General features: G+C 71.5%; 21 protein-coding genes. 7 read left to right on the plus strand and 14 right to left on the minus strand.

Annotation, left to right across the window (positions count from 1 at the left end; translation table 11 throughout):
* The first annotated feature begins 73 nt into the window (after nt 1–73).
* A complete protein-coding gene (locus D3218_RS18315; protein WP_425359318.1) occupies nt 74–976 on the plus strand; it encodes a D-ribose ABC transporter substrate-binding protein in 903 nt (300 codons plus the stop codon).
* An 81-nt stretch (nt 977–1,057) separates the two neighbouring features.
* Here the strand turns inward: D3218_RS18315 and D3218_RS18320 are convergent, their stop codons facing one another.
* Genes D3218_RS18320 through hutF form a run of 7 tightly spaced genes read right to left on the minus strand, consistent with a single transcriptional unit; the run spans nt 1,058 to nt 9,769 of the window.
* Complete coding sequence (locus D3218_RS18320; RefSeq protein ID WP_119541526.1) at nt 1,058–1,642, minus strand: HutD/Ves family protein; 585 nt, start codon at nt 1,640–1,642, stop codon at nt 1,058–1,060.
* 10 nt (nt 1,643–1,652) lie between these two features.
* Entirely contained in the window at nt 1,653–3,338 is a 1,686-nt protein-coding gene (gene hutU, locus D3218_RS18325; protein ID WP_119541527.1) for a urocanate hydratase, read from the minus strand.
* The gene (hutG, locus tag D3218_RS18330) at nt 3,335–4,144 is read right to left on the minus strand and encodes an N-formylglutamate deformylase (RefSeq protein ID WP_119541528.1); all 810 of its coding nucleotides are present in this window, start codon (nt 4,142–4,144) and stop codon (nt 3,335–3,337) included. Before hutG ends, hutU begins: the two co-directional genes overlap by 4 nt.
* Complete coding sequence (gene hutH, locus D3218_RS18335) at nt 4,141–5,682, minus strand: histidine ammonia-lyase (protein WP_119541529.1); 1,542 nt, start codon at nt 5,680–5,682, stop codon at nt 4,141–4,143. Before hutH ends, hutG begins: the two co-directional genes overlap by 4 nt.
* Nucleotides 5,683–5,685: 3 nt before the next feature.
* Complete coding sequence (gene hutI, locus D3218_RS18340; RefSeq protein ID WP_119541530.1) at nt 5,686–6,897, minus strand: imidazolonepropionase; 1,212 nt, start codon at nt 6,895–6,897, stop codon at nt 5,686–5,688.
* On the minus strand, nt 6,894–8,402 hold the full coding sequence (locus D3218_RS18345; protein ID WP_245415112.1) for an HAL/PAL/TAL family ammonia-lyase: 1,509 nt from the start codon (nt 8,400–8,402) through the stop codon (nt 6,894–6,896). Before D3218_RS18345 ends, hutI begins: the two co-directional genes overlap by 4 nt.
* Nucleotides 8,399–9,769 (minus strand): formimidoylglutamate deiminase, encoded by a 1,371-nt coding sequence (gene hutF, locus D3218_RS18350; protein ID WP_119541531.1) that lies wholly within the window; start codon nt 9,767–9,769, stop codon nt 8,399–8,401. Before hutF ends, D3218_RS18345 begins: the two co-directional genes overlap by 4 nt.
* Before the next feature lie 129 nt (nt 9,770–9,898).
* On the opposite strand from hutF, the gene hutC reads away from it, so the two are divergent.
* The 6 genes from hutC (at nt 9,899) to D3218_RS18380 (ending at nt 14,468) form a co-directional block, all read left to right on the plus strand.
* Nucleotides 9,899–10,642 carry a histidine utilization transcriptional repressor HutC gene (hutC, locus tag D3218_RS18355; RefSeq protein WP_119541532.1) on the plus strand — a complete coding sequence of 248 codons (744 nt, stop codon included), beginning with the start codon at nt 9,899–9,901 and terminating at the stop codon, nt 10,640–10,642.
* A gap of 186 nt (nt 10,643–10,828) precedes the next feature.
* Nucleotides 10,829–11,572, plus strand: a complete 744-nt coding sequence (locus tag D3218_RS18360) for a GntR family transcriptional regulator (protein WP_425359317.1) — start codon at nt 10,829–10,831, stop codon at nt 11,570–11,572.
* Nucleotides 11,566–12,357 carry a transporter substrate-binding domain-containing protein gene (locus D3218_RS18365; RefSeq protein ID WP_119541534.1) on the plus strand — a complete coding sequence of 264 codons (792 nt, stop codon included), beginning with the start codon at nt 11,566–11,568 and terminating at the stop codon, nt 12,355–12,357. Before D3218_RS18360 ends, D3218_RS18365 begins: the two co-directional genes overlap by 7 nt.
* 74 nt (nt 12,358–12,431) lie before the next feature.
* On the plus strand, nt 12,432–13,103 hold the full coding sequence (locus D3218_RS18370; protein ID WP_119541535.1) for an amino acid ABC transporter permease: 672 nt from the start codon (nt 12,432–12,434) through the stop codon (nt 13,101–13,103).
* Nucleotides 13,100–13,759, plus strand: coding sequence for an amino acid ABC transporter permease (locus D3218_RS18375; RefSeq protein ID WP_119541536.1), 660 nt, complete (start codon nt 13,100–13,102; stop codon nt 13,757–13,759). The genes D3218_RS18370 and D3218_RS18375 overlap by 4 nt, the downstream gene beginning before the upstream one ends.
* Nucleotides 13,737–14,468, plus strand: a complete 732-nt coding sequence (locus D3218_RS18380) for an amino acid ABC transporter ATP-binding protein (protein ID WP_119541537.1) — start codon at nt 13,737–13,739, stop codon at nt 14,466–14,468. Before D3218_RS18375 ends, D3218_RS18380 begins: the two co-directional genes overlap by 23 nt.
* Nucleotides 14,469–14,485: 17 nt before the next feature.
* Here the strand turns inward: D3218_RS18380 and D3218_RS18385 are convergent, their stop codons facing one another.
* The 7 genes from D3218_RS18385 to D3218_RS18415 all read right to left on the minus strand — a co-directional run bounded on the left by D3218_RS18385 (nt 14,486) and on the right by D3218_RS18415 (nt 22,968).
* Nucleotides 14,486–15,148, minus strand: coding sequence for a DUF1989 domain-containing protein (locus D3218_RS18385; protein ID WP_210209710.1), 663 nt, complete (start codon nt 15,146–15,148; stop codon nt 14,486–14,488).
* Complete coding sequence (locus tag D3218_RS18390; RefSeq protein ID WP_168990592.1) at nt 15,145–16,464, minus strand: D-tagatose-bisphosphate aldolase, class II, non-catalytic subunit; 1,320 nt, start codon at nt 16,462–16,464, stop codon at nt 15,145–15,147. The genes D3218_RS18385 and D3218_RS18390 overlap by 4 nt, the downstream gene beginning before the upstream one ends.
* A complete protein-coding gene (locus tag D3218_RS18395) occupies nt 16,461–17,426 on the minus strand; it encodes a sugar kinase (protein WP_119541539.1) in 966 nt (321 codons plus the stop codon). Before D3218_RS18395 ends, D3218_RS18390 begins: the two co-directional genes overlap by 4 nt.
* A gap of 25 nt (nt 17,427–17,451) precedes the next feature.
* Nucleotides 17,452–18,465 carry a LacI family DNA-binding transcriptional regulator gene (locus D3218_RS18400; RefSeq protein WP_119541555.1) on the minus strand — a complete coding sequence of 338 codons (1,014 nt, stop codon included), beginning with the start codon at nt 18,463–18,465 and terminating at the stop codon, nt 17,452–17,454.
* An 86-nt stretch (nt 18,466–18,551) separates the two neighbouring features.
* Nucleotides 18,552–19,322, minus strand: coding sequence for an L-iditol 2-dehydrogenase (locus D3218_RS18405; RefSeq protein ID WP_119541540.1), 771 nt, complete (start codon nt 19,320–19,322; stop codon nt 18,552–18,554).
* 381 nt (nt 19,323–19,703) lie between these two features.
* Entirely contained in the window at nt 19,704–21,887 is a 2,184-nt protein-coding gene (locus D3218_RS18410; protein ID WP_119541541.1) for a putative bifunctional diguanylate cyclase/phosphodiesterase, read from the minus strand.
* Nucleotides 21,888–21,966: 79 nt separating this feature from the next.
* On the minus strand, nt 21,967–22,968 hold the full coding sequence (locus tag D3218_RS18415) for an NADP-dependent oxidoreductase (RefSeq protein ID WP_119541542.1): 1,002 nt from the start codon (nt 22,966–22,968) through the stop codon (nt 21,967–21,969).
* Nucleotides 22,969–23,047 lie beyond the last annotated feature (79 nt).

Here is a 23,047-nt window from a genome sequence, read left to right on the forward strand (position 1 = left end):
CCGGCATTCATCAGGGAGTGAGACGACCATGCGTATGACCCGGACGCTTCTGGCGGCGACCGCCGCGGCAGTGATGACCATCTTCTCCGCCCCGGCCTTCGCCGACGGCGCGATCTCCATCATCGTCAACGACCCGTCGAACCCCTACTGGTTCACCGAAGGCGAGGTCGCCAAGGCCGAGGCCGAGAAGCTCGGCTACACGGCCACCGTCGCCGCCCACAAGGGCGACACCAACGCCGAGTCGCGCCTGATCGACACCGCCATCACCAGCCAGGTGAAGGCGATCATCCTCGACCCGGCCAACGCGGACGGCTCGGTGGGCGCGGTGAAGAAGGCGGTGGACGCGGGCATTCCGGTGATCCTCGTCAACGCCGAGATCAACCAGGAAGGCCTCGCCAAGGCGCAGCTCGTGTCCAACAACGCGCAGGGCGCGGCGATCGGCGCCCAGGCCTGGGTCGAGGCCGTGGGCGACACGGGCAAGTATGTCGAGCTCTTCGGCGCGCCCTCCGACAACAACGCGCAGACCCGCTCCAACGGCTTCGAGACGGTGCTGACGCAGTATCCCGATCTCGAGAAGGTCGGCCAGGAAGTCGCCAACTGGGACCGCACGCAAGGGTACAACAAGATGCAGTCGCTCCTGCAGGCGAACCCGGACATCATCGGCGTCATCAGCGGCAACGACGAGATGGCGCTCGGTGCCGTCGCGGCGCTGAAGGAAGCCGGCAAGCTGTCGAGCATCAAAGTGGGCGGCTTCGACGGCTCGCCGGACGCGGTGGCCGCGGTGAAGGCGGGCGAGCTGCAGTACACCGTTCTCCAGCCGGTCGCCGTGTTCTCCGCCGAGGCGGTGAAGCAGGCCGACAACTTCATCAAGAACGGCGAGACGGGCGTGGCCGAGGAGAAGCAGCTCTTCGACTGCATCCTGATCAACAAGGACAACGTCGACAAGATGACGGCGCCCTTCACCATGGCGCCCTGAACGGCCGAGGCGCGGGCCCCGCGCCCGCCGGGCTTGGACAAGAGAGGGCGGCCCTCGGGGCCGCCCTTTTTCATGAGCGCCTCAGGGCGCGATCGTCACCACGAAGAGCGATGCGGGCGCCTGCGGCGCGTAGGCGCGCAGGGCGGGAAGCGACCCTTCGGCCAGGAGCGCGTCGCGGTCCGCCATCGCGCGCGGCGCCCCGGCGCCTTCCACCCGGCAGGCCCCGTTCGCCAGCAGGAGCGACCAGCGCGCCGGCCGGGGTGCGACCGCCGCCTCGCCGCCCGCCGCGATGTCGATCCGCTCCACCCGGTGGGACAGCGCGCCGCGGCGCGACATCACGTTGAGGTCGGTGATCGGCCCGCCCAGCAGCAGCGCGCCGGTGGGCGCGTCGGCGGGAAAGGCGAAGGGCGCGCAGGCGAGGGTCAGGCGACGGCGCCCGAGCCCCTCGACGTCGAGCTCCAGCCCCTCCCCGTCCAGGATGCAGAGCGTGCGGTCGATGCCGGGAAACACCGAGAAGGGTCCGTCGCCCTCGACCCGCGCCATGGACACGCGCCAGTCGAAGTCGGCGAGCCCCGCCCCGGCGGGGTGGGCGGCGATCTCGATCGTCTCGCCGCCGCCGTTCTTCCAGGGCATCCGCCGATGGGCGGAGGCGGCGAGAAGCTGCATGGCCGCCTCCTCAGTTGCCGAGGATCGCGGGCAGGCGCAGTCCCTTGTCGCGGGCGCAGTCCGTCGCGATCTCGTAGCCGGCGTCCGCATGGCGCATGACGCCGGTGGCGGGGTCGTTCCACAGGACGCGCTCCAGCCGGCGCGCCGCGTCGTCCGTGCCGTCGGCGCAGACCACCATGCCGGAATGCTGCGAGAAGCCCATGCCGACGCCGCCGCCGTGATGCAGCGACACCCAGGTGGCGCCCGAGGCGGTGTTCAGGAGCGCGTTGAGCAGCGGCCAGTCCGACACGGCGTCCGAACCGTCCCGCATCGCCTCGGTCTCGCGGTTGGGCGAGGCGACGGAGCCCGAATCCAGATGGTCGCGGCCGATCACCACGGGCGCCTTCAGCTCGCCGTTGCGAACCATCTCGTTGAAGGCGAGGCCGAGCTTGTGCCGGTCGCCGAGGCCGACCCAGCAGATGCGCGCCGGCAGGCCCTGGAAGGCGATGCGCTCGCGCGCCATGTCGAGCCAGCGGTGGAGGTGGTGGTTGTCGGGCAGCAGCTCCTTCACCTTGGCGTCGGTCTTGTAGATGTCCTCCGGGTCGCCCGAGAGCGCCGCCCAGCGGAACGGGCCGATGCCCCGGCAGAACAGCGGGCGGATGTAGGCCGGCACGAAGCCCGGGAAGTCGAAGGCGTTCTCCAGCCCCTCCTCCTTGGCCACCTGGCGGATGTTGTTGCCGTAATCGAGCGTCGGCACCCCGGAATGGTGGAAGGCGACCATGGCCTCCACGTGCTGGCGCATGGAGGCGCGGGCCGCCGCTTCCACGGCCTTCGGATCGCTCTCGCGCCTCGCCCGGTGCTCGGCGACGGTCCAGCCGATCGGCAGGTAGCCGTTGAGCGGGTCGTGCGCCGAGGTCTGGTCGGTGACGATGTCGGGACGCGGGCCGCCGGCCCGCATGCGCCGCACGAGCTCGGGAAAGATCTCGGCCGCATTGCCGAGCAGCCCGACGCTCTTGGCCTCGCCGGCCGCGGTCCAGCGCTCGATCATCGCGAGCGCCTCGTCCAGCGTCTTCGCCTTCTCGTCGACGTAGCGGGTGCGCAGGCGGAAATCGATGCGGGTCTCGTCGCTCTCGACCGCGAGGCACGAGGCGCCGGCCATGACCGCGGCCAGCGGCTGCGCGCCGCCCATGCCGCCGAGGCCGCCGGTCAGCACCCACTTGCCCCGGAGATCGCCGTCGTAGTGCTGGCGACCGGCCTCCACGAAGGTCTCGTAGGTGCCCTGCACGATGCCCTGCGTGCCGATGTAGATCCAGGATCCGGCGGTCATCTGGCCGTACATGGCCAGTCCGCGCTTATCCAGCTCGTTGAAATGGTCCCAGGTCGCCCAGTGCGGCACCAGGTTGGAATTGGCGATCAGGACGCGCGGCGCGTCCTTGTGGGTGCGGAACACGCCCACCGGCTTGCCCGACTGGACGAGCAGCGTCTCGTCCTCGTCGAGGGTCCGCAGCGTCGCGGCGATGCGGTCGAAGTCGTCCCAGGTGCGCGCGGCGCGGCCGATGCCGCCGTAGACCACCAGCTCGTGCGGGTTCTCGGCCACGTCCGGGTCGAGATTGTTCATGAGCATGCGCAGCGGCGCCTCGGTGAGCCAGCTCTTGGCCGTGAGCTCGGTGCCCGTGGCGGCGCGCACGTCGCGGATGTTGTGGCGGGGATTGGTCATCGGCTAGCCTTCTTGAGAGAGGGAGCGACCGCCTCGATGCGGCGCAGGAGGGGTTGCAGCACGGCGCGCAGGCGCTCCGCGCGGGATGGGTCGAGCGCGAACGGGGGCGCCCCGTCGGCGAGATGCGTCGCCTGGGCGAGTTCCATCTGGATGGCGTGGACGCCGGTCTCGGGCCTACCGTAGTGGCGTGTCGTCCAGCCGCCCCGGAAGCGGCCGTTGAGCACGCTGGTGAAGCCTTCGGCGGCACCGCAGACCTCGCTCGCCGCCCGTTCCACGGCGGGATCGCAGGTGGCGCCGCCGTCCGTGCCGATGTTGAGGTCGGGCAGGTCGCCCTCGAACAGGAAGGGGATCGGCGAGCGGATGGAATGGCAGTCGTAGAGGATCGCGACGCCGTGCAGCGCCCGGACCCGCTCGACCTCGGCCAGAAGCGCCGCGTGGTAGGGCGCGTGAAACCGCTCGAGGCGGTCGGCCACGTCGCGAGCGCTCGGCTCCTGACCGTCCGCCCAGATCGGCGCGCCGTCGAAATTCGTCTCGGGCACCAGTCCGGTCGTGTTCTGGCCGGGATAGAGGCTGTTACCCGCCGGGTCGCGGTTGGCGTCGATGCAGTAGCGGTGGAAGGTGGCCCGGACGGTGGTCTCGTCGTCCAGGAGGCCGTCGTAGAGCCGGTGGATGTGCCAGTCCGTGTCGCGCAGGACGCGCCCCTCGGCGTTCAGCCGGGCTGCGATGTCGGGCGGCACCTCGGTCCCCGTGTGGGGAAAGGCGAGGATCACGGGCGACGCGCCCCGGTGGACGGCGACCGGCGTCATGCGGGCATCTCCAGTCCGGGCAGGATGCCGGGCGACACGGCCTCGGCCAGCGCCCCCGCGGCGACGAGCGCGGTGGCGGCGGCAAGGTCGCCGGCGAGGTAGCGATCCTCGTGGAGGCTCGCCACCGAACGCCGCAACACCGCCACCACAGCGCGCAGCTCCGGACTGGTCTCCAGCGGGCCGCGCAGTTCGACGCCCTGGGCGGCGGTCACCGCCTCGATGCCGACGATCGCGAAGAGGTTCTGCGTCATGGGCAGCAGCCGACGCGCCCCGTGGCAGGCCATGGACACGTGGTCCTCCTGATTGGCCGAGGTCGGCGTCGAATCCACCGAGGCCGGATGCGACATCTGCTTGTTTTCGCTCATCAGCGCGGCGGAGGTCACCTCGGCGATCATCAGGCCCGAGTTCAGGCCCGGCTTCCTGGCCAGGAAGGCCGGCAGCCCGTGCGACAGCGCCGGGTCCACCAGCAGCGCGATGCGGCGCTGCGCGATCGCGCCGATCTCGCAGACCGCCAGCGCGATCTGGTCGGCGGCGAAGGCCACCGGCTCGGCGTGGAAGTTGCCCCCCGAGACCACCTCCCCGTCGGACAGGACCAGCGGATTGTCGGTCACCGCGTTGGCCTCGATCTCCAGCGTGCGACCCGCCTGGCGCAGGAGGTCGAGGCAGGCGCCGTCGACCTGGGGCTGGCAGCGGATGCAGTAGGGATCCTGCACGCGCTCGTCGCCCTCCACGTGGCTGGCGCGGATCGGCGAGCCGTCGAGAAGGCGGCGCAGCGCGGCGCCGGCGTCGATCTGACCCTGATGGCCCCGCAGCGCATGGATCTCGGGATGGAACGGCGCGGAGGAGCCCATGGCCGCGTCGGTGGACAGGGCGCCGGTGACGAGCGCCGTACGCGCCGCGCGATGGGCGCGGAACAGACCGGCGAGCGCCAGCGCGGTGGAGACCTGCGTGCCGTTGATGAAGGCGAGCCCCTCCTTGGCGGCCAGCTCGATCGGCCGGAGCCCGGCGCGCCGGAGCGCCTCGCCGCCCGGGAGGCGCTCGCCGCCGACGAAGGCCTCGCCCTCGCCCATCACCACGGCGGTCATGTGCGCGAGCGGCGCGAGGTCGCCCGAGGCGCCGACCGAGCCCTTTTCGGGGATCACGGGCACGACGCCGCGTTCCAGCATCGCCTCGATCAGCCGGACGAGCTCCAGGCGCACGCCCGACGCGCCCCGCCCGAGCGAGATCAGCTTCAGCGCCATGACGAGGCGCACGACGTTCTCGGGCAGCGGCTCGCCGAGGCCGCAGCAATGCGACAGGATGAGGTTGCGCTGGAGCGTGGCGACGTCCGCCGCGTCGATCTTGATCGAGGCGAGCTTACCGAAGCCCGTGTTGATGCCGTAGACCGGCGCGTTGCCGCGCGCGATCGCCGCGATGCGCTCGGCACCCTTGGCGATGCGGGCGTCGAAAGCGGCGTCGAGGCGGACCGGTTCGCCGGTCCAGTAGAGATGCTCGAGGGTGGCGAGCGACACCTCGCCCGGTCGAAGCGTGACGGTCATCGATCAGTTCCTTTCGCCGCGGAAGTAGCGGGCATGGAGCGGGTTGAAGCCGATGCGGTAGACCAGCTCCGCCGGGCTCGCGACGCTCCAGACCGCAAGGTCCGCCGACTTGCCCGCCTCGATCGTTCCGGTCTCGGCGAGAAGGCCGAGCGCGCGCGCCGCCTCGCGCGTCACGCCGGCGAGGCATTCGGCCACGGTCATGCGGAACAGCGTGGCGCCCATGTTCATCGTGAGCAGCAGCGAGGTCAGCGGCGAGGTGCCGGGGTTGCAGTCCGTGGCCAGGGCCATGTGCGTGCCGGCCTCGCGGAAGAGAGCCACCGGGGGCGCCTTCTCCTCGCGGATGAAGTAGTAGGCGCCGGGAAGGAGCACCGCGACGGTGCCGGCACGGGCCATCGCCGCCGCGTCGGCGGCCGTGGCGTATTCGAGGTGGTCGGCTGACAGGGCGCCGAAGCGCGCGGCCAGCGCCGCGCCGCCGCCCTGCGAGAGCTGTTCGGCGTGGAGCTTCACCGGAAGCCCGAGTGCCTTCGCAGCCTCGAACACGCGCTCCATCTCGGCCGCCGAGAAGGCGATGCGCTCGCAGAAACCGTCCACGGCGTCCACCAGTCCGCGCCCGTGCGCCTCGCGCAGGCCGGGGATCGCCACCTCGTCCAGATACTCGCCCGCCCGGCCCTTGTATTCGGGCGGCAGGGCATGCGCCGCGAGCCAGCTCGTGCACACGCGCACGGGCCGGCGCTCGGCCAACAGCCGCGCCGCTTCCAGCATCCGGCATTCGCTGGCGACGTCCAGCCCGTATCCGGACTTGATCTCCACCGTGGAGACGCCCTCGTCCAGAAGCGCGTCGAGGCGCGGCAGCGCGGCCTCCGCCAGTTCCCCCGCCGACAGGGCGCGGGTCGCCGCCACGGAGGAGACGATGCCCCCGCCGGCGCGCGCGATCTCCTCGTAGCTCGCGCCCTCGAGCCGCATCTCGAACTCGCGCGCGCGGTCCCCGCCGTGAACGAGATGCGTGTGGCAGTCGATCGGCGCGGGCGAGATCCAGCGTCCTCCGCAGTCCACCGCTTCCGCACCCGCCGACAGGGCCGCCGGCAGCTCGCGCGCCGCGCCGGCATAGGCGATGCGTCCGTCCTCGATCAGGACGGCGCCGTCCTCCACGAGGCCGAGACCGGGCGCCCCCTCGGCCAGGGTGGCGAGGCGGGCGTTCGCGAGCAGGCGTTTCATGGGCGGATCACCTCGTGCGGGGGGCGAGAAAGAAGGACGCGCAGGCGCTCGATGTCGTCGCCCAGCGGCCGGTCGTCGGCATAGAAGGGGATGTCGCGCCGGATGCGCGCGACCAGGGCCTGGAGGCGCGGCGCCGGGGCGGCGCCGCCGTGCAGCTCGCTGGCCTGCGCGCCGGCCAGAAGCTCGATCGCCAGCACGTCGCGAAGGTTGTCGACGATCTGGAGGAGCTTGGTCGCGGCGGGCGTCGCGTGGGTCAGCACGTCCTCCTGCAAGGCGGAGGTGATACCGCCGTCGAGGCTCGCCGGCAGGGACAGGCGGCGGTTCTCCGCGACCAGGGCGGTGGCCGTGCACTGCGCGATCATGAAGCCCGAGGACACCCCGCCCTCGTCCGCCAGGAACGCCGGCAGTCCGCTCACCAGCGGGTTCACCAGCCGGTCGATACGTCGCTCGGACACGGCGGCGAGCGCGGCGGCGGCGGGGGCCAGCGCGTCGAGCGCGAGGGCCAGGGCGGCCGCCACGGCGTGGGCCTGCGAGCGGACCTCCGGCGCCTCGGGTGTCCCGCCCACGGCCGGGTTGTCGGTGACGCTGGCGAGCTCGTCCGCCACCACGGCCTCGGCCCGCGCCAGTGCGTCGCGCGCGGCACCGTGGATATGGGGCACGGCACGCAGGCTGAGCGGATCCTGCGTGCGCCGGCCGGCGCGCGCCGCGAGCCGGGCACTGCCGTCCAGCCATCCGCGCAGGTTCGCGCCCACGGCCTGAAGACCCTCGGACCGGCGCAGCGCCAGGGCGTCGGCATCGAAGGTGCCGAGCTGGGAGCCAAGCGCGTCGTGGCTCAGCGCGGCCGCCGCGTCGGCCCAGTCAAGCAGCAGCGCGATGCGGTGCAGCGCGAGGCAGGCGAGCCCCGTCGAGCACGGCGTGCCGTTGACGAGGCTGAGGCCCTCCTTGGCCTCGAGCACCAGCGGCGCGCGTCCGATCCGGCGCAGCGCCTCGGCGCCCGGCATGGTCTCGCCGCCGTGGCGAGCGCGCCCCTCGCCGATCAGCACGAGCGCAATCGCCGCAGCGTGGGTGAGGTAGCCGACCGAGCCGCGCGAGGGAACGGCCGGCAGGATGTCGGCGTCGAGGAGCGCGAGCAGCGTTTCCACGATCTCGGGGCGCACGCCCGAGGCGCCGCGCGAGTAGCCGGCCACCTGGGCTGCCATCACCGCGCGGGTTTCCTCGCGGCCGAGCGGCTCGCCGAGACCGCAGGCGTGGCTGAGCACGATGTTGCGCGACAGGGCACGCTGGCGCGGGCGGTCGATCAGGACATCGCACAGCGCGCCGACGCCGGTGTTGATGCCGTAGCCGCGCACGCCGCGCTCCGACAGGCTCTCCACCACGCGGCGCGCCTGCGCGACCCGCGCCCAAGCCTCCGGCGCGAGCGCGAGCGGCGCGCCCAGCGCCACGGCGGCGATCGACGCGGGGTGGGGCGGGCCGTCGAGCTCCACGGGGGCCGGCCGGTCGGTCAACGCAGCGCCCGGAGCACGCGAGCGAAGGCGGCGTCGATCACCGCGTCGTCCCGGTGCCGCCCGTCGCGGATCACACGGCGGCCCGCCACCACCACGTCGCGCACCGCGCGGTCGCCTAGGGCGAAGATCCAGCGGTCGAGCACCGCGTCGCCCTCGGCCTCCGCCACGAAGGGGTCGTCGCCGTCGAGGGCCACGAGGTCGGCCCTCGCGCCCACCGCGATGCCGGCCTGCGCGAGGCCGCAGGCCTGCGCCCCGCCGCCGAGGGCGGCATCGAACATGGATCGGCCGACCGAGGCGCCGGGCGCGGCGGCAAGGCGCGCGCGGCGCCGGTCCCGGAGGCGCTGGCCGTATTCGAGAAGGCGCAGCTCCTCCGCCACGCCCGTGGCCACATGGCTGTCGGTGCCGACGCCGAAGCGCCCGCCCGCCGCCACGAAATCCGTCGCGGGGAAGATGCCGTCGCCGAGATTGGCCTCCGTCGCCGGGCACAGCCCCGCCACCGCGCCGGCGCGGGCGAGCCCCGCCGTCTCGTCCGGCGTCATGTGCGTGGCGTGGATGGCGCACCAGCGGCGGTCGACCGGCATCTCGCCGAGCAGCCATTCCACCGGGCGGCGGCCGCTCCAGGCGAGACTGTCCTCGACCTCGCGCTCCTGTTCGGCGACGTGGATGTGGATCGGCCCCGCGGTCCGCTCGGCCGCCAGGATCGCGCGCATTTCGTCCGGCGTCGCGGCACGCAGCGAATGGATCGCGAGGCCGAGCCCGGCGCCCGCCTCGCGGCAGGCCGGGCCGAGCGCCTCGAGCAGCGCCAGGAAGCCGTCCACGTCGTGCAGGAAGGGGCGCTGCCCGTCGCCCGGCGCCGCGCCGCCGAAATTGGCGTGGGCATAGAACACGGGCAGATGGGTGAGGCCGATGCCGGCGCGGCCCGCCGCCGCCAGGATGCGGCGCGAGGTCTCGGCCGGGTCGGGGTAGGGGTCGCCGCCCGGCGCATGATGGAGGTAGTGGAACTCGGCGACGCGTCCGTAGCCGCCCTTCAGCATCTCCACGTAGAGCTTGGCCGCGACCGCCTCGATCGCCTCCGGCCCCATGCGCCCGACCGTGCGGTACATCTCGGCGCGCCAGGTCCAGAAGCTGTCGTCGCCCGATCCCGCGATCTCGGCCAGACCCGCCATGGCGCGCTGGAACGCGTGCGAGTGGAGGTTGGCGAGCGCCGGCACGACCGGGCCCGGCAGCCGCTCGCAACCCTCCGGCGACGCCCCGACGTCGATCGCGCCGATGCATCCCGCCGCATCGACCTCGATCCGGACATCGTTCCTCCAGCCGTCGGCGAGGAGGGCTGAGGGGCAGAACAGGGCGGCGGGGATTCCGGTCATGCGGGAAGGCTCCGACGAAGTTGCCTATACAACATTCGCGATGCGTTCCGCGTTTGCAAGGCCTTTCTGGCCTCCGACGCCCGATTGTCTGCTATATGTCGAGCCGGTCGAGGAGTCCGTGGAACCGGGATGTCGCTACTTGAGGATTTTGGTGGAGCCGCGGACGCCCCCGTCGCCGACGAGACCCCGCTCTACGCCCGGCTGAAGCATTACATCCGCAGCCGCGTCGAGTCCGGCGAATGGCCGCCCGAGCATCGCGTTCCGTCCGAGAACGAGTTCGTGGAGCATCTCGGCATCAGCCGGATGACGGCGAACCGCGCGCTGCGCGAGCTGGCGGCGGAGGGCATCGTCACCCGCGTGCGCGGCAAGGGATCGTTCGTGTCCTCGCGCAAGCGCAGCTCCGCCTTCCAGAGCGTGCCCAACATCGCCGACGAGATCACCCTGCGGGGGCGCCAGCACCACGCCGAGGTGATCGTCCACCAGCACGAGATCTGCGGGCCGGATCTCGCCGAGGCGCTGGACGGGGCGATCGGGGCGAGCGTGTTCCATTCGGTGATCGTCCACAAGGAGGATGACCTGCCGATCCAGATCGAGGACCGGTTCGTCAATCCGGATCGGGCGCGCGCCTATCTCGAGCAGGACTTCCTCGCCGTCACGCCCAACAGCTACCTGTCGGCGGTGGCGCCCATCGTGCGCAGCGAGCAGTTCATCGAGGCCGTCACCGCCCAGCCCTGGGAGTGCCGCCTCCTGGGCATCGGCCGCAGCGAACCCTGCCTGCTCGTGCGCCGGCGCACCTGGTCGCGCGAGGGCGTCGTCTCGGCGGTGCGGCTGGTCTATCCCGGCTCGCGCTACCGGCTGGAAAGCACGTCCTGACGCTCCCGGCGCACGCGAACGCACGCGCGGAATGAAGCCGATGGGGCCTGCGAGCGACCGCTGCCGACGTGGCGGAAATTCCATCGCACTGCACAAAATCTAGCACGCATCCGCGCCCGAACGCGAGCGCGGCGCCGCCTCGGCCGCCGGACCACGACTGGCATGCGCCTTGCATTCCATCGTTGTATGCAAGACGCTCCCCTCATCGACCCCACGGGCCCGTCCATGGACGAGGCGATCCTCGCGTCGATCCTGGCGCGCCGGATCCGGCCGGGCTCGCGCCTGGGGGAGAGCGAGCTCGCCAAGATCTTCGGCGTGTCGCGCACGCTGGTGCGCGAGGCGATGATGCGCCTCGAGGCGCGGCACATCGTGGAGGTGCGCCCGCGCCGGGGATGGTTCGTGGTGGAGCCCTCTGTCGCCGAGGCGAGGCTCGTGTTCGGGGCGCGCCGCGCCCTGGAAGGCGGCGCCATCCGCCTCCTGCCGCCGCTCGCGCCCGACCATCGCGCCCGGCTCCACGCCCATCTCGCCGACGAACGGAGCGCGATCGCCGCCGGCGACCATCCGCGCCTCGTCTGCCTGATGGGCGACTTCCACATCCGCCTCATGGAGATCCTCGGCAATCCGGTCCTCGCCGAGATCATGCGCGACCTGACCGCGCGCACCATCCTGATCGCGATGCTCTACCAGTCCGACGACCACGCGGAGGAGTCGCATCGCGGCCATTGCCGTATCGTCGCGGCGCTGGAGCGCGGCGACCGCCATGCCGCCGCCGAGGAGGCGACGCGGCACCTCGACGAGGTCGAAGCGGGGCTGGACTTCGACATGGGGGCCGACGCGCTGGCCGATCTGCGCCGCTCCCTCCTGCCCCCGAACGCCTCGGCGCTTCCCGCCTTCCCTCCCGCACGAACCAGAAGGTCTTCCGCATGCTGAACCGACGCACCCTGATCGCCGCCGGCCTCGGCCTCGCCGGTCTCGCCGCCGTGGCCGCCTCGCCCGCCAGCGCCGACGCGCTCGCCGACATCGCGCAGCGCGGCACGCTGCGCGTGGCCGTCCCGCAGGACTTCCCCCCCTTCGGCTCGGTCGGCACCGACATGGCGCCCCAGGGCTACGACATCGACATGGCCGAACTGATCGCCGGGAAGCTCGGTGCCAAGCTGGAGCTGACGCCCGTCACCTCGGCCAACCGGATCCCGTTCCTGCAGACCAACAAGGTCGACCTCGTGATCTCCTCGCTCGGCAAGAACCCGGACCGCGAGAAGGTGATCGACTTCTCCACCGCCTACGCGCCCTTCTTCAGCGGCGTCTTCGGTCCGGCGGACGTGGAGGCCGCCGACGCGGCCGCGCTTTCGGGCAAGACGCTCGGCGTCACGCGCGGCGCGACGGAGGATCTCGAGATCTCCAAGCTCGCACCCGCCGACGCGGTGATCAACCGCTACGAGGACAACAACGGCACGATCTCGGCCTTCCTGTCCGGCCAGGTCCAGCTCATCGCCACCGGCAACGTCGTCGCCGCCGCGATCCTGGAGCGCAACCCGCCCAAGCGGCCCGAGCTGAAGTTCCTGGTCCAGAACTCACCCTGCTACATCGGCATGAACAAGGGCGAGACGGCGCTCAAGGCCAAGGTGGACGAGATCGTCGCGGCGGCCAAGGCCGACGGATCGCTCAACGCCATCGCGCAGAAGTGGCTCAAGGCGGACCTGCCGAAGGACCTCTGAACTCCGCGCCGGCCGGGATCCTCGCCGCCGCGCGCGGACCCCGGCCTCCCGTTCCACGAGACATCGCGAAACCCATGTCCTACCAGTTCGATTTCGGCTGGCTCGCCGACTACTGGCCGCAGATCCTGTCCGGCATCGGGGTCACGCTGCGGCTGACGCTCGTGGGCGGCGTCCTCGGCGTCGGCCTCGGCGTCGCGTGCGCCTGGGCCCGCTCGCTCGGGCCCAAGGGGCTGCGCTGGCCGGTCTCGGCCTATGTCGAGATGATCCGCAACACGCCCTTCCTGATCCAGCTCTTCTTCATCTTCTTCGGGCTGCCGGGCCTCGGCGTGCAGCTCGACGCGATGACGGCGGCCTACCTCGCCATGATCCTGAACCTCGGCGCCTATGCCTGCGAGATCGTGCGCGCAGGGATCGAGGCGACGCCGCGCGGCCAGTTCGAAGCCGGGGCGAGCCTGGCGATGTCGCGCATCCAGACCTTCCGCCACGTGGTGCTGGCGCCATCGCTCCAGCGCATCTGGCCGGCGCTCTCCTCGCAGGTCGTGATCGTGATGCTGGGCTCGGCGGTGGTCTCGCAGATCGCCGCGCAGGACCTCACCTTCGTCGCCAACTTCATCCAGTCGCGCAACTTCCGGGCCTTCGAGACCTATCTCGTCTCGACGCTCGTCTATCTCGTCCTCGCCGTCCTGCTGCGGCAGGCGATGCGGCTCCTCGGCGGCGCGATCTTCCCGAGGCGGAGGGCCGCATGATCGAGTTCACGACCTGGGACATCCTGCGCAACCTGCTCCTGGCCGCCCGCTGGACCGTGGTGCTCTCGCTGGTCTCCTTCGTGGGGGGCGGGATCGTCGGGCTCGCGCTCCTGTTCCTGCGCATATCCAAGCGGCGGGGCACGCGGCTCGTCGCCAAGGGCTATATCGAGCTCTTCCAGGGCACGCCGCTCCTGATGCAGCTCTTCCTCGCCTTCTTCGGCCTTGGCCTGTTCGGCGTCGACGTGCCGGCCTGGCTCGCGGCGGCCACGGCGCTGGTCCTCTGGAGCGCCGCCTTCCTGGCGGAGATCTGGCGCGGCTGCGTGGAGGCGATCGCCAAGGGCCAGTGGGAGGCCTCGGCGAGCCTGGGCATGGGCCGGGTGCAGCAGATGCGCCACGTGATCCTGCCGCAGGCGCTGCGCATCGCGGTGCCGCCGACGGTCGGCTTCTCGGTCCAGGTGGTCAAGGGCACGGCCCTCACGTCGATCATCGGCTTCACCGAGCTGTCCAAAGCCGGCACGATCGTCACCAACGCCACCTTCCAGCCCTTCACGGTCTACAGCTTCGTCGCGCTGATCTACTTCGCGCTGTGCTGGCCGCTGTCGAAGAGCTCGCAGATCCTCGAAAGGAAGCTCAATGTCGCTCATCGCGGTCACTGAGGTCAGGAAGCGCTTCGGCTCGAACGAGGTGCTGAAGGGCATCGATCTCGACGTGGAGCCCGGCGAGGTGGTCGCCGTCATCGGCAAGAGCGGCTCGGGCAAGTCGACGCTGCTCCGCTGCATCAACGGACTGGAGACGATCGACGGCGGCTCGATCGTGGTGGCGGGCGCGCAGCTCCTGGACGACGAGCTGCACCTCAAGGCGCTGCGGCTCAAGGTCGGCATGATCTTCCAGCAGTTCAACCTGTTCCCGCACCTCTCCGCCGGCCGCAACGTGATGCTGAGCCAGCGGGTGGTGAAGAAAGCCGACAAGGCGGCCGCCGAGGCCATGGCTCGCCAGCAGCTCGAGCGCGTCGGGCTCGGCCACAAGTTCGACGCCTACCCGGACGAATTGTCCGGCGGCCAGCAGCAGCGCGTGGCGATCGCCCGCGCGCTGGCGATGGAGCCGATCGCGCTGCTGTGCGACGAGATCACGTCGGCGCTGGACCCCGAGCTCGTGGCCGAGGTCCTGGCCGTGGTGCGCGAGCTGGCCGCCGAGGGCATGACGCTGATGATGGTCACGCACGAGATGGCCTTCGCGCGCGAAGTCGCCTCGCGCGTCGTGTTCATGCACGAGGGGCGCGTCCACGAGATCGGGCCGCCGGCGGAGCTGTTCGCCGCGCCGAGGACGCCCGAACTCCGGCGGTTCCTCGGCACGACCCCATCCTGACGAGCGCCGCGCGCGGCTCAGCGCCGGGCCGGCACCCAGGCGGGGAAGGCGGGAACGGACGAGAAATCCGCGTCGATCACCTCGAAATGGGCGTCGCGCGGCGTGTTCGCCGCCCCGCCCTGGATCGGCACGATGTCCTGCGGGCAGGCCGAGAAGGCGACCACGCAGTCCATCTCGGCCCGAAGCGAGATGCTGTCGCCGGGCCGGCAGGGCGTCGGGCCGGTGAGCAGCGTGCGCCCGTCCGGCTGGACCGCGATGTTCATGAAGACGTTGAACGAGGCGAGGATCGGGACCGGCGGCTCCAGCCCCAGCTCGGCCAGCCCCTCGTACATGTTGTCGAGACAGTTGCGGTGATAGCCCTCCACACCGAGCACGCGGTAGCGATGGCAGTCGCAGGCGGCCATGAACGTGTCGTGGACGCCGGGCGAGGTATCCTCCACCACGGTGAGGATCGGCCGACGCCGCGTCGTCACGAAGCTGTCGCCGACCAGGGGGTTGAGGCGCTGCGTCCAGACCCGGCTCGCCTCCATCGACATGTGCTCGGCAAGGTCCGCCGCGTTCCAGGCCCAGCAGTCCACGACCTGGGTGCCGTGCGTGTTGACGAGGCGCACGGTCCGGCCGGCCGCCAGGTGCAGGGCGCGGCCGTGGCCGGCGGGAATGGTCTGAAGGGTTTCGCTCACGACGGCGCTCCGCGTTCGGTGCCGAGGCTCCGGCCGGCGATCGCCTCGGCGTAGATGTCCAGGACCCGAGCGACGCTCGCGAGGACGAGCGGCCGAGCGCGGGGCTCGGTCCGCCCCGCCGCGACGTCGGCATAGAGCTGGCCGAGATGCTGGCTGACCAGCGGCAACGGGATCTCCCGCTCGCCCAGCCGGGCCATCAGACGATCGACGGCGGCCCGCGCCTCGGGTTCGGGCCAGTAGTAGCGGATTCGGTCGCTGAACGAAAAGTGCCGCTGCATGCGCTGCTCGGCGTCGCCGCCCGGATAGTATTTCCGCCAGTTGTCCGGCGAGGCCAGCATGACCCGCTCCATCGTCGCGGGCAGCGCCTCGGCGCCCGCCTCCGGCGCCAGCACGTCGGCGATCGCCGACAGGCCGTAGAGCGCCTCGCGCAGCGCGAAGGTGAGCCAGGGTCCGACCTTCAGGATCACGAACCCGTCGCGCACCAGCGCGGCGAGCGCCCCGACCGGCTGGTAGTCGGTGGAATGGGCCTCGAACACGAAGCCCGGCAGCGCGCCCAGGGTCGCCGACAGCGCGCGCGCCGTCTCCGGTTCGTAGACGACCACCTCGGCGTTGCCGAATTCGACGCCGGGCTGGACGACGGCGCCGACGGCCCGCCGGAAGGCCTCTTCCAGGCCCGCCGCCGCGAACGCCGCGCGGTGGACCTCGATCGTGCGCCGCGCGGCCTCGGGCGTCGTGACGACGAGATGGTCGAGCGCCTCGAAGGCCCCGCCCGGCACCGGAACCTCCGTGCCCACGACATAGACCGGAAGGCTGCCGTCCTTGGCCGAAGCCGCCCGTTCCGCCGCGCCAGCGAGCCTGGCGGCCCGCCGGGCGACGGTCTCGTCCGCCAGCGCGGCGGGCTCGCCGGCGCAGCCCATCGACGTGTCGAGATGCAGCTTGGTGAAGCCGGCCTCGGCGAAGGCCGCGATCATCGCCTCGGCCTTGCCCATGGCCTCTTCGGCGGGCAAGGCCTTCCAGGGATTGGGACCGAGATGATCGCCGCCCAGCACCAGCCGGTCCAACGGAAACCCGACCTCGGCGGCGATGTCCTCCACGAAGCGCCGGAAGTCGGCCGGCGTCATGCCCGTGTAGCCGCCGTCCTGGTTGACCTGGTTGCAGGTAGCCTCGATCAGCACGTCGGAGCCGTGATCGAGCCCGTGCCGGAGGGTCGCCTCGATCACCAGCGGATGCGCCGAGCAGACCGAGCAGATGCCCGCCGCCTCGCCGGCGGCATAGCGGTCCGCGATGCGGGCGAAGCGGTCGGTCGCCGTGGTCACGAGCCCGCCTCCCCGTTGGCGGCGATCAGCGCGCGGATGTCGGCGAGCGTTCCCGTGCCCGCCATCGGCCCCTTGGCGCCCACGGCCAGCGCGCCGCACGCGTTGGCGACCTGGAGGCATTCGGCCGGCGGCGCCCCGCGCAGCCAGGCGCAGACGAAGCCGGCGCCGAAGCAGTCCCCCGCCCCGGTCGGGTCGATCTCCCGGACCGGGAACGCGGGAAACGCGGTGCGCCCGTCGCGGTGGTAGTGCACGGCCCCCTCGGCGCCCTTCTTGAGCACCACCGTCGCGATGCCCCGGTCGGAGAGCTCGGCGACGGCGCCCGCCTCGTCCTGTGCCCGCGTGAACAGGAAGAGTTCCGCGCCGCTCGGCAGGAAGAGGTCGCAGGATGCCAGCACCGAGGACAGCGCCTCGCGCATGCCGGCAAGGTCCAGCATCTCGCGCCGGATGTTGGGATCGAAGGAGACGGTTCCCCCCCGCGCCTTCACGGTGCGGACCGCATCCTCGACCACGGCGACGACGGCGGGCGAGAACAGCGAGGAGCCCATGACGTGGAAATGGTCGGCGCGTGCCAGGAGCGCGGTCGCCTCCGGCGTCGTCGCGATGTGGCCGGAAGCGCTCAGCGGGATGTTGTAGACGAAGGCGCGGCCGCCGTCGGCGGCGTAGCGGACGAAGGCCGTGCCGGTCGGGATGCCCGGCAGCCTCGCGATCGCCGAAACGTCGACGCCGCTGAGCTCCAGGCGTCGGACGTTGAGCGCGCCGAAGTCGTCGTCGCCCACCGCCGCGATCATGCCGCAGCGCTGGCCGAGGCGCGCGGCCTGGTCGATGAAGATCGCCGGCGCGCCGGAAGGAAAGGGCCCGACGAGCGAGCCCGGCTCCATGAACGTCTGGCCGACCTCGGTGGCCATGATCTCGACCACGATCTCGCCGGCGGTCACCAGCGTCTTCGATCCCGTGGATTCCATCGTCTCTCTCCCTCGTTGTCTCGTCTCAGGCCGACCCGCGCTCCACGACCTCCGCGCCGAGCAGCGCGACGTCGCCGGCCGGATCGACGGGCGCGCCCTCGCTCATGCGTCGCAGCAGGATCCCGACCGCCCGGCGGCCGATCTCGTCGAAGTCCTGCGCCACGGTGGTCAGCGGCGGGCAGGTGTAGCGGGACAGCGGATGATCGTCGTGGCCGGCAATCCGCAGGTCGCAGCCAGCGCCGCGCCCCACGCGCAAGCCCGCCTGCCAGGCGGCGGCGAGGGCCCCGAAGGCCAGCCGGTCGTTGGCGCACAGGATGGTGCGCCCCTCGGCCTCGCCGGCCTCGATCGCCATGCGCATCGCCTCGTGCCCGAACCTCTCGAAATCCCAGTCCCCGTCTTCGGGCAAGGCCAGATGGCGCGGGGGCAGGTGCCGCCCGGCCATCGCGGCGTCGTAGGCCCTGGCGCGATCCGCGGCGTTGGCGTTCACCGCCGGCATGCCCAGGAAGGCGGGCGGCGCGCCGCTCGCGCACAGATAGCCGACGATCCGGTCGAAGGAGCGCCGGTTGTCCGTGCCGACGAAGGCGGCCGGATGGGTGGGGGCGGAATCGACATAGACCAGCGGGATGTCGGTTTCCAAACGCTCCAGCGCGTCCGAGGAACCGTCGCGCGCCCTCCCGAGCGGCGCGACCACCGCGCCGGCGACGTTCATCGAAGACAGGGTCCTCACCGCCTGGACCTCCTTCGCCGGATCGCCGTCGGAGGACAGCACGAAGGCCTCGAACCCGGCTTCCAGGGCGATGCCGCGCACCCGCCGCGTCAGCGCGGCGTAGAACGGGTCGGCGGGATCGGGCACGATCACGCCGACGATGCTGGACCGACCGCGCCCGAGATTGGCCGCCAGGAGGTTGCGGTTGAAGCCGGAGGTCGCGAGCGCCGCCTCGATTCGCCGCCGCGTGGTCTCCTTCAAGGACGACGGATCGTTGAAGAACTTCGACACCGTCGGGCGGGACAGGCCGACGAAGAGCGAGAACTCCTCCATCGTGCGGACGGGCGCCGGCAGGGCGGCAAGCTTGCGAGCCAAGGCTCCCTCCCCTTTCGCCGCCGGTCGCGACCCGGCCCCCGGCCTCAGCTCATCCAGTTGCCGCCGTCGACATTGTAGGTTTGCGCGAGGATGTAGTCGCTGTCGGCGGAGGCCAGGAAGACCGCGAGGCCGGCGATGTCCTCGGGCTGGGCGAAGCGTCCGATCGGAACCTCCCGGGCGACGGCGGCCTTCTTGGCGCCCGGCGCCAGCCCTTCCCACTTGGCGAAGGCGGCGTCGACCTGGTCCCAGTGCTCGCCGTCCACGACGCCCGGCGCGATCGCGTTGACCTGGATGCCGTGCTTGACGAGCGCCAAGGCGGCGGACTGCGTGGCGGAAATGATCGCGGCCTTGGACGCGCAGTACATCAGCACCAGCGCCTCGCCGCGACGGCCGGCCTGGCTCGCCATGTTGATGATCTTGCCGCCGCGCCCTCGGGCGATCATGGCGTTGGACACCGCCTTCATCATGAAGAGCGGGCCCTTGAGGTTCACCGAGAACACGCGCTCGTAGCTCTCGGCGGTGATGTCGGTGATCGGCGCCATGTCGAAGATGGCGGCGTTGTTGACGAGAATGTCGATCCCGCCATGGGCCCGGTCCACCTCGGCGACCACCGCCTCGATCGAGGCGAGGTCGGTCACGTCCAGGCGCACGGCGCTCGCCTCCGGGCCGATCGCCTCGGCCGCCGCGGTCGCCCGCTCGACGTTGACGTCGCCGATCACGACGCGCGCGCCCTCGCGCACGAAGGCCTGGGCGAAGCCCAGCCCGATGCCACGCGCGCCGCCGGTGATGAGTGCGGTCTTGCCCTGGAGTCTCATGGCGTTCGTCCTCGACGGCAACGGGGTCCGGCGGCTGCTCGCCGCCCGGCGGTCCTAGGGTTCGCGGAAGATGCCGCGCGTAGCGGCTTGGACCCGTGGATCGGGCCGTGCGGTCCTCCCGTCGCCGCAGGGCAGATTGCTACGCGTGTAAAAAACCGTCGTCAAGGCCGCGCCGCCACTTTGTTTACGCGCGTAAAAATCGAGGGCCGGCCAAACGGAACTTTGGGCGGAACTGCGCGCAGTGAAAGGACGCGACCAAGGCGGTCCCACCAGTGAAGAGCTCGCAGCACCGATCGTTTCAGATCGCCAGCGGTTGGAACGGTCGGCGTTGCGCAGCGTCCGGTCGGAGGACACCGCCCCGGTGGACGGCAAGGCGGCCGATCAGCCTGTTCGATCCCGCGACGGAACGGCGCCTTCGAGATCGCGGAGCCCGGACGGGGCCACGAGGGCCCCGAAGACGTCGGCCTCGGCGGGACGCCCGATCAGGTAACCCTGCGCCTGCGACCAACCGTTGGCGCGCAGCCAGTCGAGCTGCCCCGACGTCTCCACGCCCTCCGCCGTGGTCATCATGGACAGGGCATGCCCCATGTCCGCGACGGCCCGGACGATCGCCTCGGACTGGGCGGAGCGGCCGATGTCGCTGACGAAGCATCGGTCGAGCTTGAGCTTGCTGAACGGAAACAGCCGCAGGTAGGACAGCGAGGAATAGCCCGTGCCGAAGTCGTCGAGCGAGATGCGCACGCCGATCGCCTTCAGGTCGTGCAGGATGCGCATGTTGTGCTCGCTGTCGGCCAGGAGCACGGATTCGGTGATCTCGAGCTCCAGCCGCGCGGGGGCGAGGCGCGAGCGCGCGAGGGCCGCCGCGACCTTCATCGGGAACGTGTCGCTGCGGAACTGGACTGGCGAGATGTTGATCGCGACGGACACGTCCGCCGGCCAGTGCGCCGCCTGACGGCACGCCGCCTCCAGCACCCATTCGCCGATCGCGTTGATGAGGCCCGTCTCCTCGGCGAGCGGGATGAAGTCGACCGGGGAGACCTCGCCTTTCTCGGGATGGCGCCAGCGCAGGAGCGCCTCGGCGGTGGCGATGCGTCCGCTCCCGAGATCGCGGATCGGCTGATACACGAGCCGCAGCTCGCCCTTCTCCAGGGCGAAGGCGAGATCGCGTTTCAGGTCCTGGCGGGCGCAGACCTTCTGGGACATGGCCGCGTCGAAGATGCGCGTGGTGCCCCGGCCGGACTCCTTGGCCTGGTAGAGCGCGATGTCGGCGGCCTTGAAGACCTCCTGCCGCGCCTCGGCGCCCCCGGTCGAGACCGCGAGGCCGATGCTGGCCTTGAGCCGGACCGAGTTCTCCTCGAGTTGGAACGGCGCGTCGAACGACCGCTGGATGGCCTTCACGACACGGGATGCCGGAGGCGAGGTTTCGGAACCCGGCGCGAGGAGCACGGCGAACTCGTCGCCGCCGAGACGCGACAGGACGCCGTTCGCGGGAACCGCTTCGATCAGCCGTTCGGCGACCTGGCGCAGCAGCGCGTCTCCCGTGGGATGGCCAAGCGTGTCGTTGACCTCCTTGAACAGGTCGAGGTCCAGGAGCATGACCGTGACGTCGCCGGCCGGCCCATCGGCCGTCGCGCCTTGGCGGGCGCTCGCCAGCGCCTCGTCCAACGCCCGGTTAAAATGGGTCCTGTTGGTGAGGCCTGTCAGCGAGTCGAAGTTGGCGAGTTGGAACAGCCGCTCCCGCGCCTCGCGCGCCTCCGTCACGTCGCGGAAGAAGACCGACAGGCCGCCCCGCCACGGATGCGCGCTGACCTCCATCCAGATCGAGTATCGGGGTAGGAAGGCCTCGAAGCGGGCCGTGCGTCCGGTGGCGATGGCCTCGCGGTAGTGTCGGTCGAAGGGCCCTCCGACATGATCGGGATAGAGGTCCCACAGGCTGTCCCCGACGCGGACCCGATGCGTCTTGCCGATCAGGTTCCGGGCCCGCTCGTTCAGGTAGGTGATCCGCCAGTCGCGATCGAGGACGATCACGTAGTCCGACGTGCTGTCGAGCACCATGGAAAGCCGGGCATGCGCCTCCTCGGCGGTTTCGCGCAGGCGCTTCTGGTCGATGACGTCCCGTCCGATCGCCAGGAGATGGGTAACCGCCCCATCGCCCTCCCGCACAGGCTCGACCGACACGTCCCACCAGGCCCTGGTTCCCGCCCGACCGGGACAGGGGCCCGAGAAGCGGAAGCTCGTGCCCCCGGCAGCGCTGAGGACGGAAGCCCGCACGGTGTCGCGGAAGTTCGCCGGCCAACCCTCGGCCCAGGATCGGCCGATCACCCGAGCCGCGACGTCCGGCCCGAGGAGGTCGCGGGCCGCCCGACCGAGCGCGAGGACGCGCCCGTCGAGGTCCAGCACCGCGAGAAAGTCGGGGCTGGTGTCGAGGAGGGTGCGGGCGAAGGCCTCGCTCCGGCGGAGCGCTGCCTCGACCGTGCCGATCCGCGAGACGCCCGGTGCGGGTCCGGCCCCGCCGTACCGCCGCCCGCCCCATGCGGAATCGATTGTGTCCACTGGGTGCTTCATGACGTTCGCCTCATCCGAGGGAGCCTGACACGCCCGGGTTGAACGATCGCTTAAGCGCCGGCCGTCGCCACCGGGAGCGTCACATCCGTACGATGACCTTTCCCTTCGCCCGCCCCGTCTCGAGATGGGCGAAGGCCGCCGCGATCTCGTCGAAGGCGAACACCCGGTCGATCACGGGTTCGAGGCCGCCATCTCGGATCAGTTCGGCGAGCTCGGCGAGCTCGGCTCCGTCCGGACGCATGAACAGGTAGCGGTAGCGCACGCCGCGCCGACGCGCCTGCCGGCGCAGGCGCCAGCTCGCCAACCAGAACAGGGCCGGGAGGAACCCGCGCCGGTCGAGGTCCTTCCAGGCGGTCTGCGGCTCCGGCACCCCGGCGACGGAGACCACGGTTCCGCCCGGCTTCACCACGTCGAAGCTTCGACTCAGCGTGTCGCCGCCCATGAGATCGAAGACGCCGTCCACGTCGCGGACGCGGTCCTCGAAACGCTCAGCCGTGTAGTCGATCACGCGGTCCGCGCCGAGCCGTTCCACCAATGCCCTCCCGCGCGGCGAGGCGGTGGTGGTGACATGGGCTCCGAGCCATTTGGCGATCTGGATGGCGAAAGTGCCGACGCCGCCGGCGCCGCCCGGAATGAACACGCGGCTGCCGGGGCGCAGGCCGAGTTCGTCGCGCAGCGCCTGAAGGGCCGTCAGCCCCGCCAGCGGCACGCCGGCGGCCGCCTCGAAGCCGAGCGCGTCGGGCATGCGGGCGAGAAGCCTTTCCGGCACCACAGCGTATTGCGCGAAGGCGCCCATGGCCGTCTTGTCCACGCGCGCGAAGACGCGGTCGCCGGCGGCGAAGGCGGTGACGCCCTCGCCGCACGCCTCGACGGTGCCGGACAGCTCGCCTCCCATCACCACCGGCAGCGGCCAGCGGCGGATCACCCGCAGCTTGCCCTCTCGAATCTTGTAGTCGACGGGATTCAGGCCCGCCGCATGGACGCGGACCAGGACCTCGCCCGCGCCGGGCTCGGGTCGCGGCACGTCGCGAAGCTCCATCGCCTCGGGGCCGCCGTAGCGCGTCAGAACGAGTGCCTTCATGGATGCGAGTCTCCTGTGCGCGCGATCGCCGCCGGAACGGCATCGCAGCCGTGGGTGCCGCGGATGGATAGGCGGACGG

The sequence above is a fragment of the Aureimonas flava genome (assembly GCF_003583935.1).
GTDB classification, from domain to species: Bacteria; Pseudomonadota; Alphaproteobacteria; order Rhizobiales; family Rhizobiaceae; genus Aureimonas; species Aureimonas flava.

Coding starts and splice junctions, on each gene's coding strand:
- D3218_RS18375 (WP_119541536.1), top strand. CDS start 13,100: ATGATCGAGTTCACGACCTGGGACATCCTGCGCAACCTGCTCCTGGCC.
- hutI (WP_119541530.1), bottom strand. CDS start 6,897: ATGAAACGCCTGCTCGCGAACGCCCGCCTCGCCACCCTGGCCGAGGGG.
- D3218_RS18415 (WP_119541542.1), bottom strand. CDS start 22,968: ATGAAGGCACTCGTTCTGACGCGCTACGGCGGCCCCGAGGCGATGGAG.
- D3218_RS18365 (WP_119541534.1), top strand. CDS start 11,566: ATGCTGAACCGACGCACCCTGATCGCCGCCGGCCTCGGCCTCGCCGGT.
- D3218_RS18400 (WP_119541555.1), bottom strand. CDS start 18,465: ATGGAGGAGTTCTCGCTCTTCGTCGGCCTGTCCCGCCCGACGGTGTCG.
- D3218_RS18370 (WP_119541535.1), top strand. CDS start 12,432: ATGTCCTACCAGTTCGATTTCGGCTGGCTCGCCGACTACTGGCCGCAG.
- D3218_RS18410 (WP_119541541.1), bottom strand. CDS start 21,887: ATGAAGCACCCAGTGGACACAATCGATTCCGCATGGGGCGGGCGGCGG.
- D3218_RS18405 (WP_119541540.1), bottom strand. CDS start 19,322: ATGAGACTCCAGGGCAAGACCGCACTCATCACCGGCGGCGCGCGTGGC.
- D3218_RS18315 (WP_425359318.1), top strand. CDS start 74: ATGACCATCTTCTCCGCCCCGGCCTTCGCCGACGGCGCGATCTCCATC.
- hutH (WP_119541529.1), bottom strand. CDS start 5,682: ATGACCGTCACGCTTCGACCGGGCGAGGTGTCGCTCGCCACCCTCGAG.
- hutG (WP_119541528.1), bottom strand. CDS start 4,144: ATGACGCCGGTCGCCGTCCACCGGGGCGCGTCGCCCGTGATCCTCGCC.
- hutU (WP_119541527.1), bottom strand. CDS start 3,338: ATGACCAATCCCCGCCACAACATCCGCGACGTGCGCGCCGCCACGGGC.
- D3218_RS18360 (WP_425359317.1), top strand. CDS start 10,829: ATGCAAGACGCTCCCCTCATCGACCCCACGGGCCCGTCCATGGACGAG.
- D3218_RS18380 (WP_119541537.1), top strand. CDS start 13,737: ATGTCGCTCATCGCGGTCACTGAGGTCAGGAAGCGCTTCGGCTCGAAC.
- hutF (WP_119541531.1), bottom strand. CDS start 9,769: ATGACCGGAATCCCCGCCGCCCTGTTCTGCCCCTCAGCCCTCCTCGCC.
- D3218_RS18395 (WP_119541539.1), bottom strand. CDS start 17,426: ATGGAATCCACGGGATCGAAGACGCTGGTGACCGCCGGCGAGATCGTG.
- D3218_RS18320 (WP_119541526.1), bottom strand. CDS start 1,642: ATGCAGCTTCTCGCCGCCTCCGCCCATCGGCGGATGCCCTGGAAGAAC.
- hutC (WP_119541532.1), top strand. CDS start 9,899: ATGTCGCTACTTGAGGATTTTGGTGGAGCCGCGGACGCCCCCGTCGCC.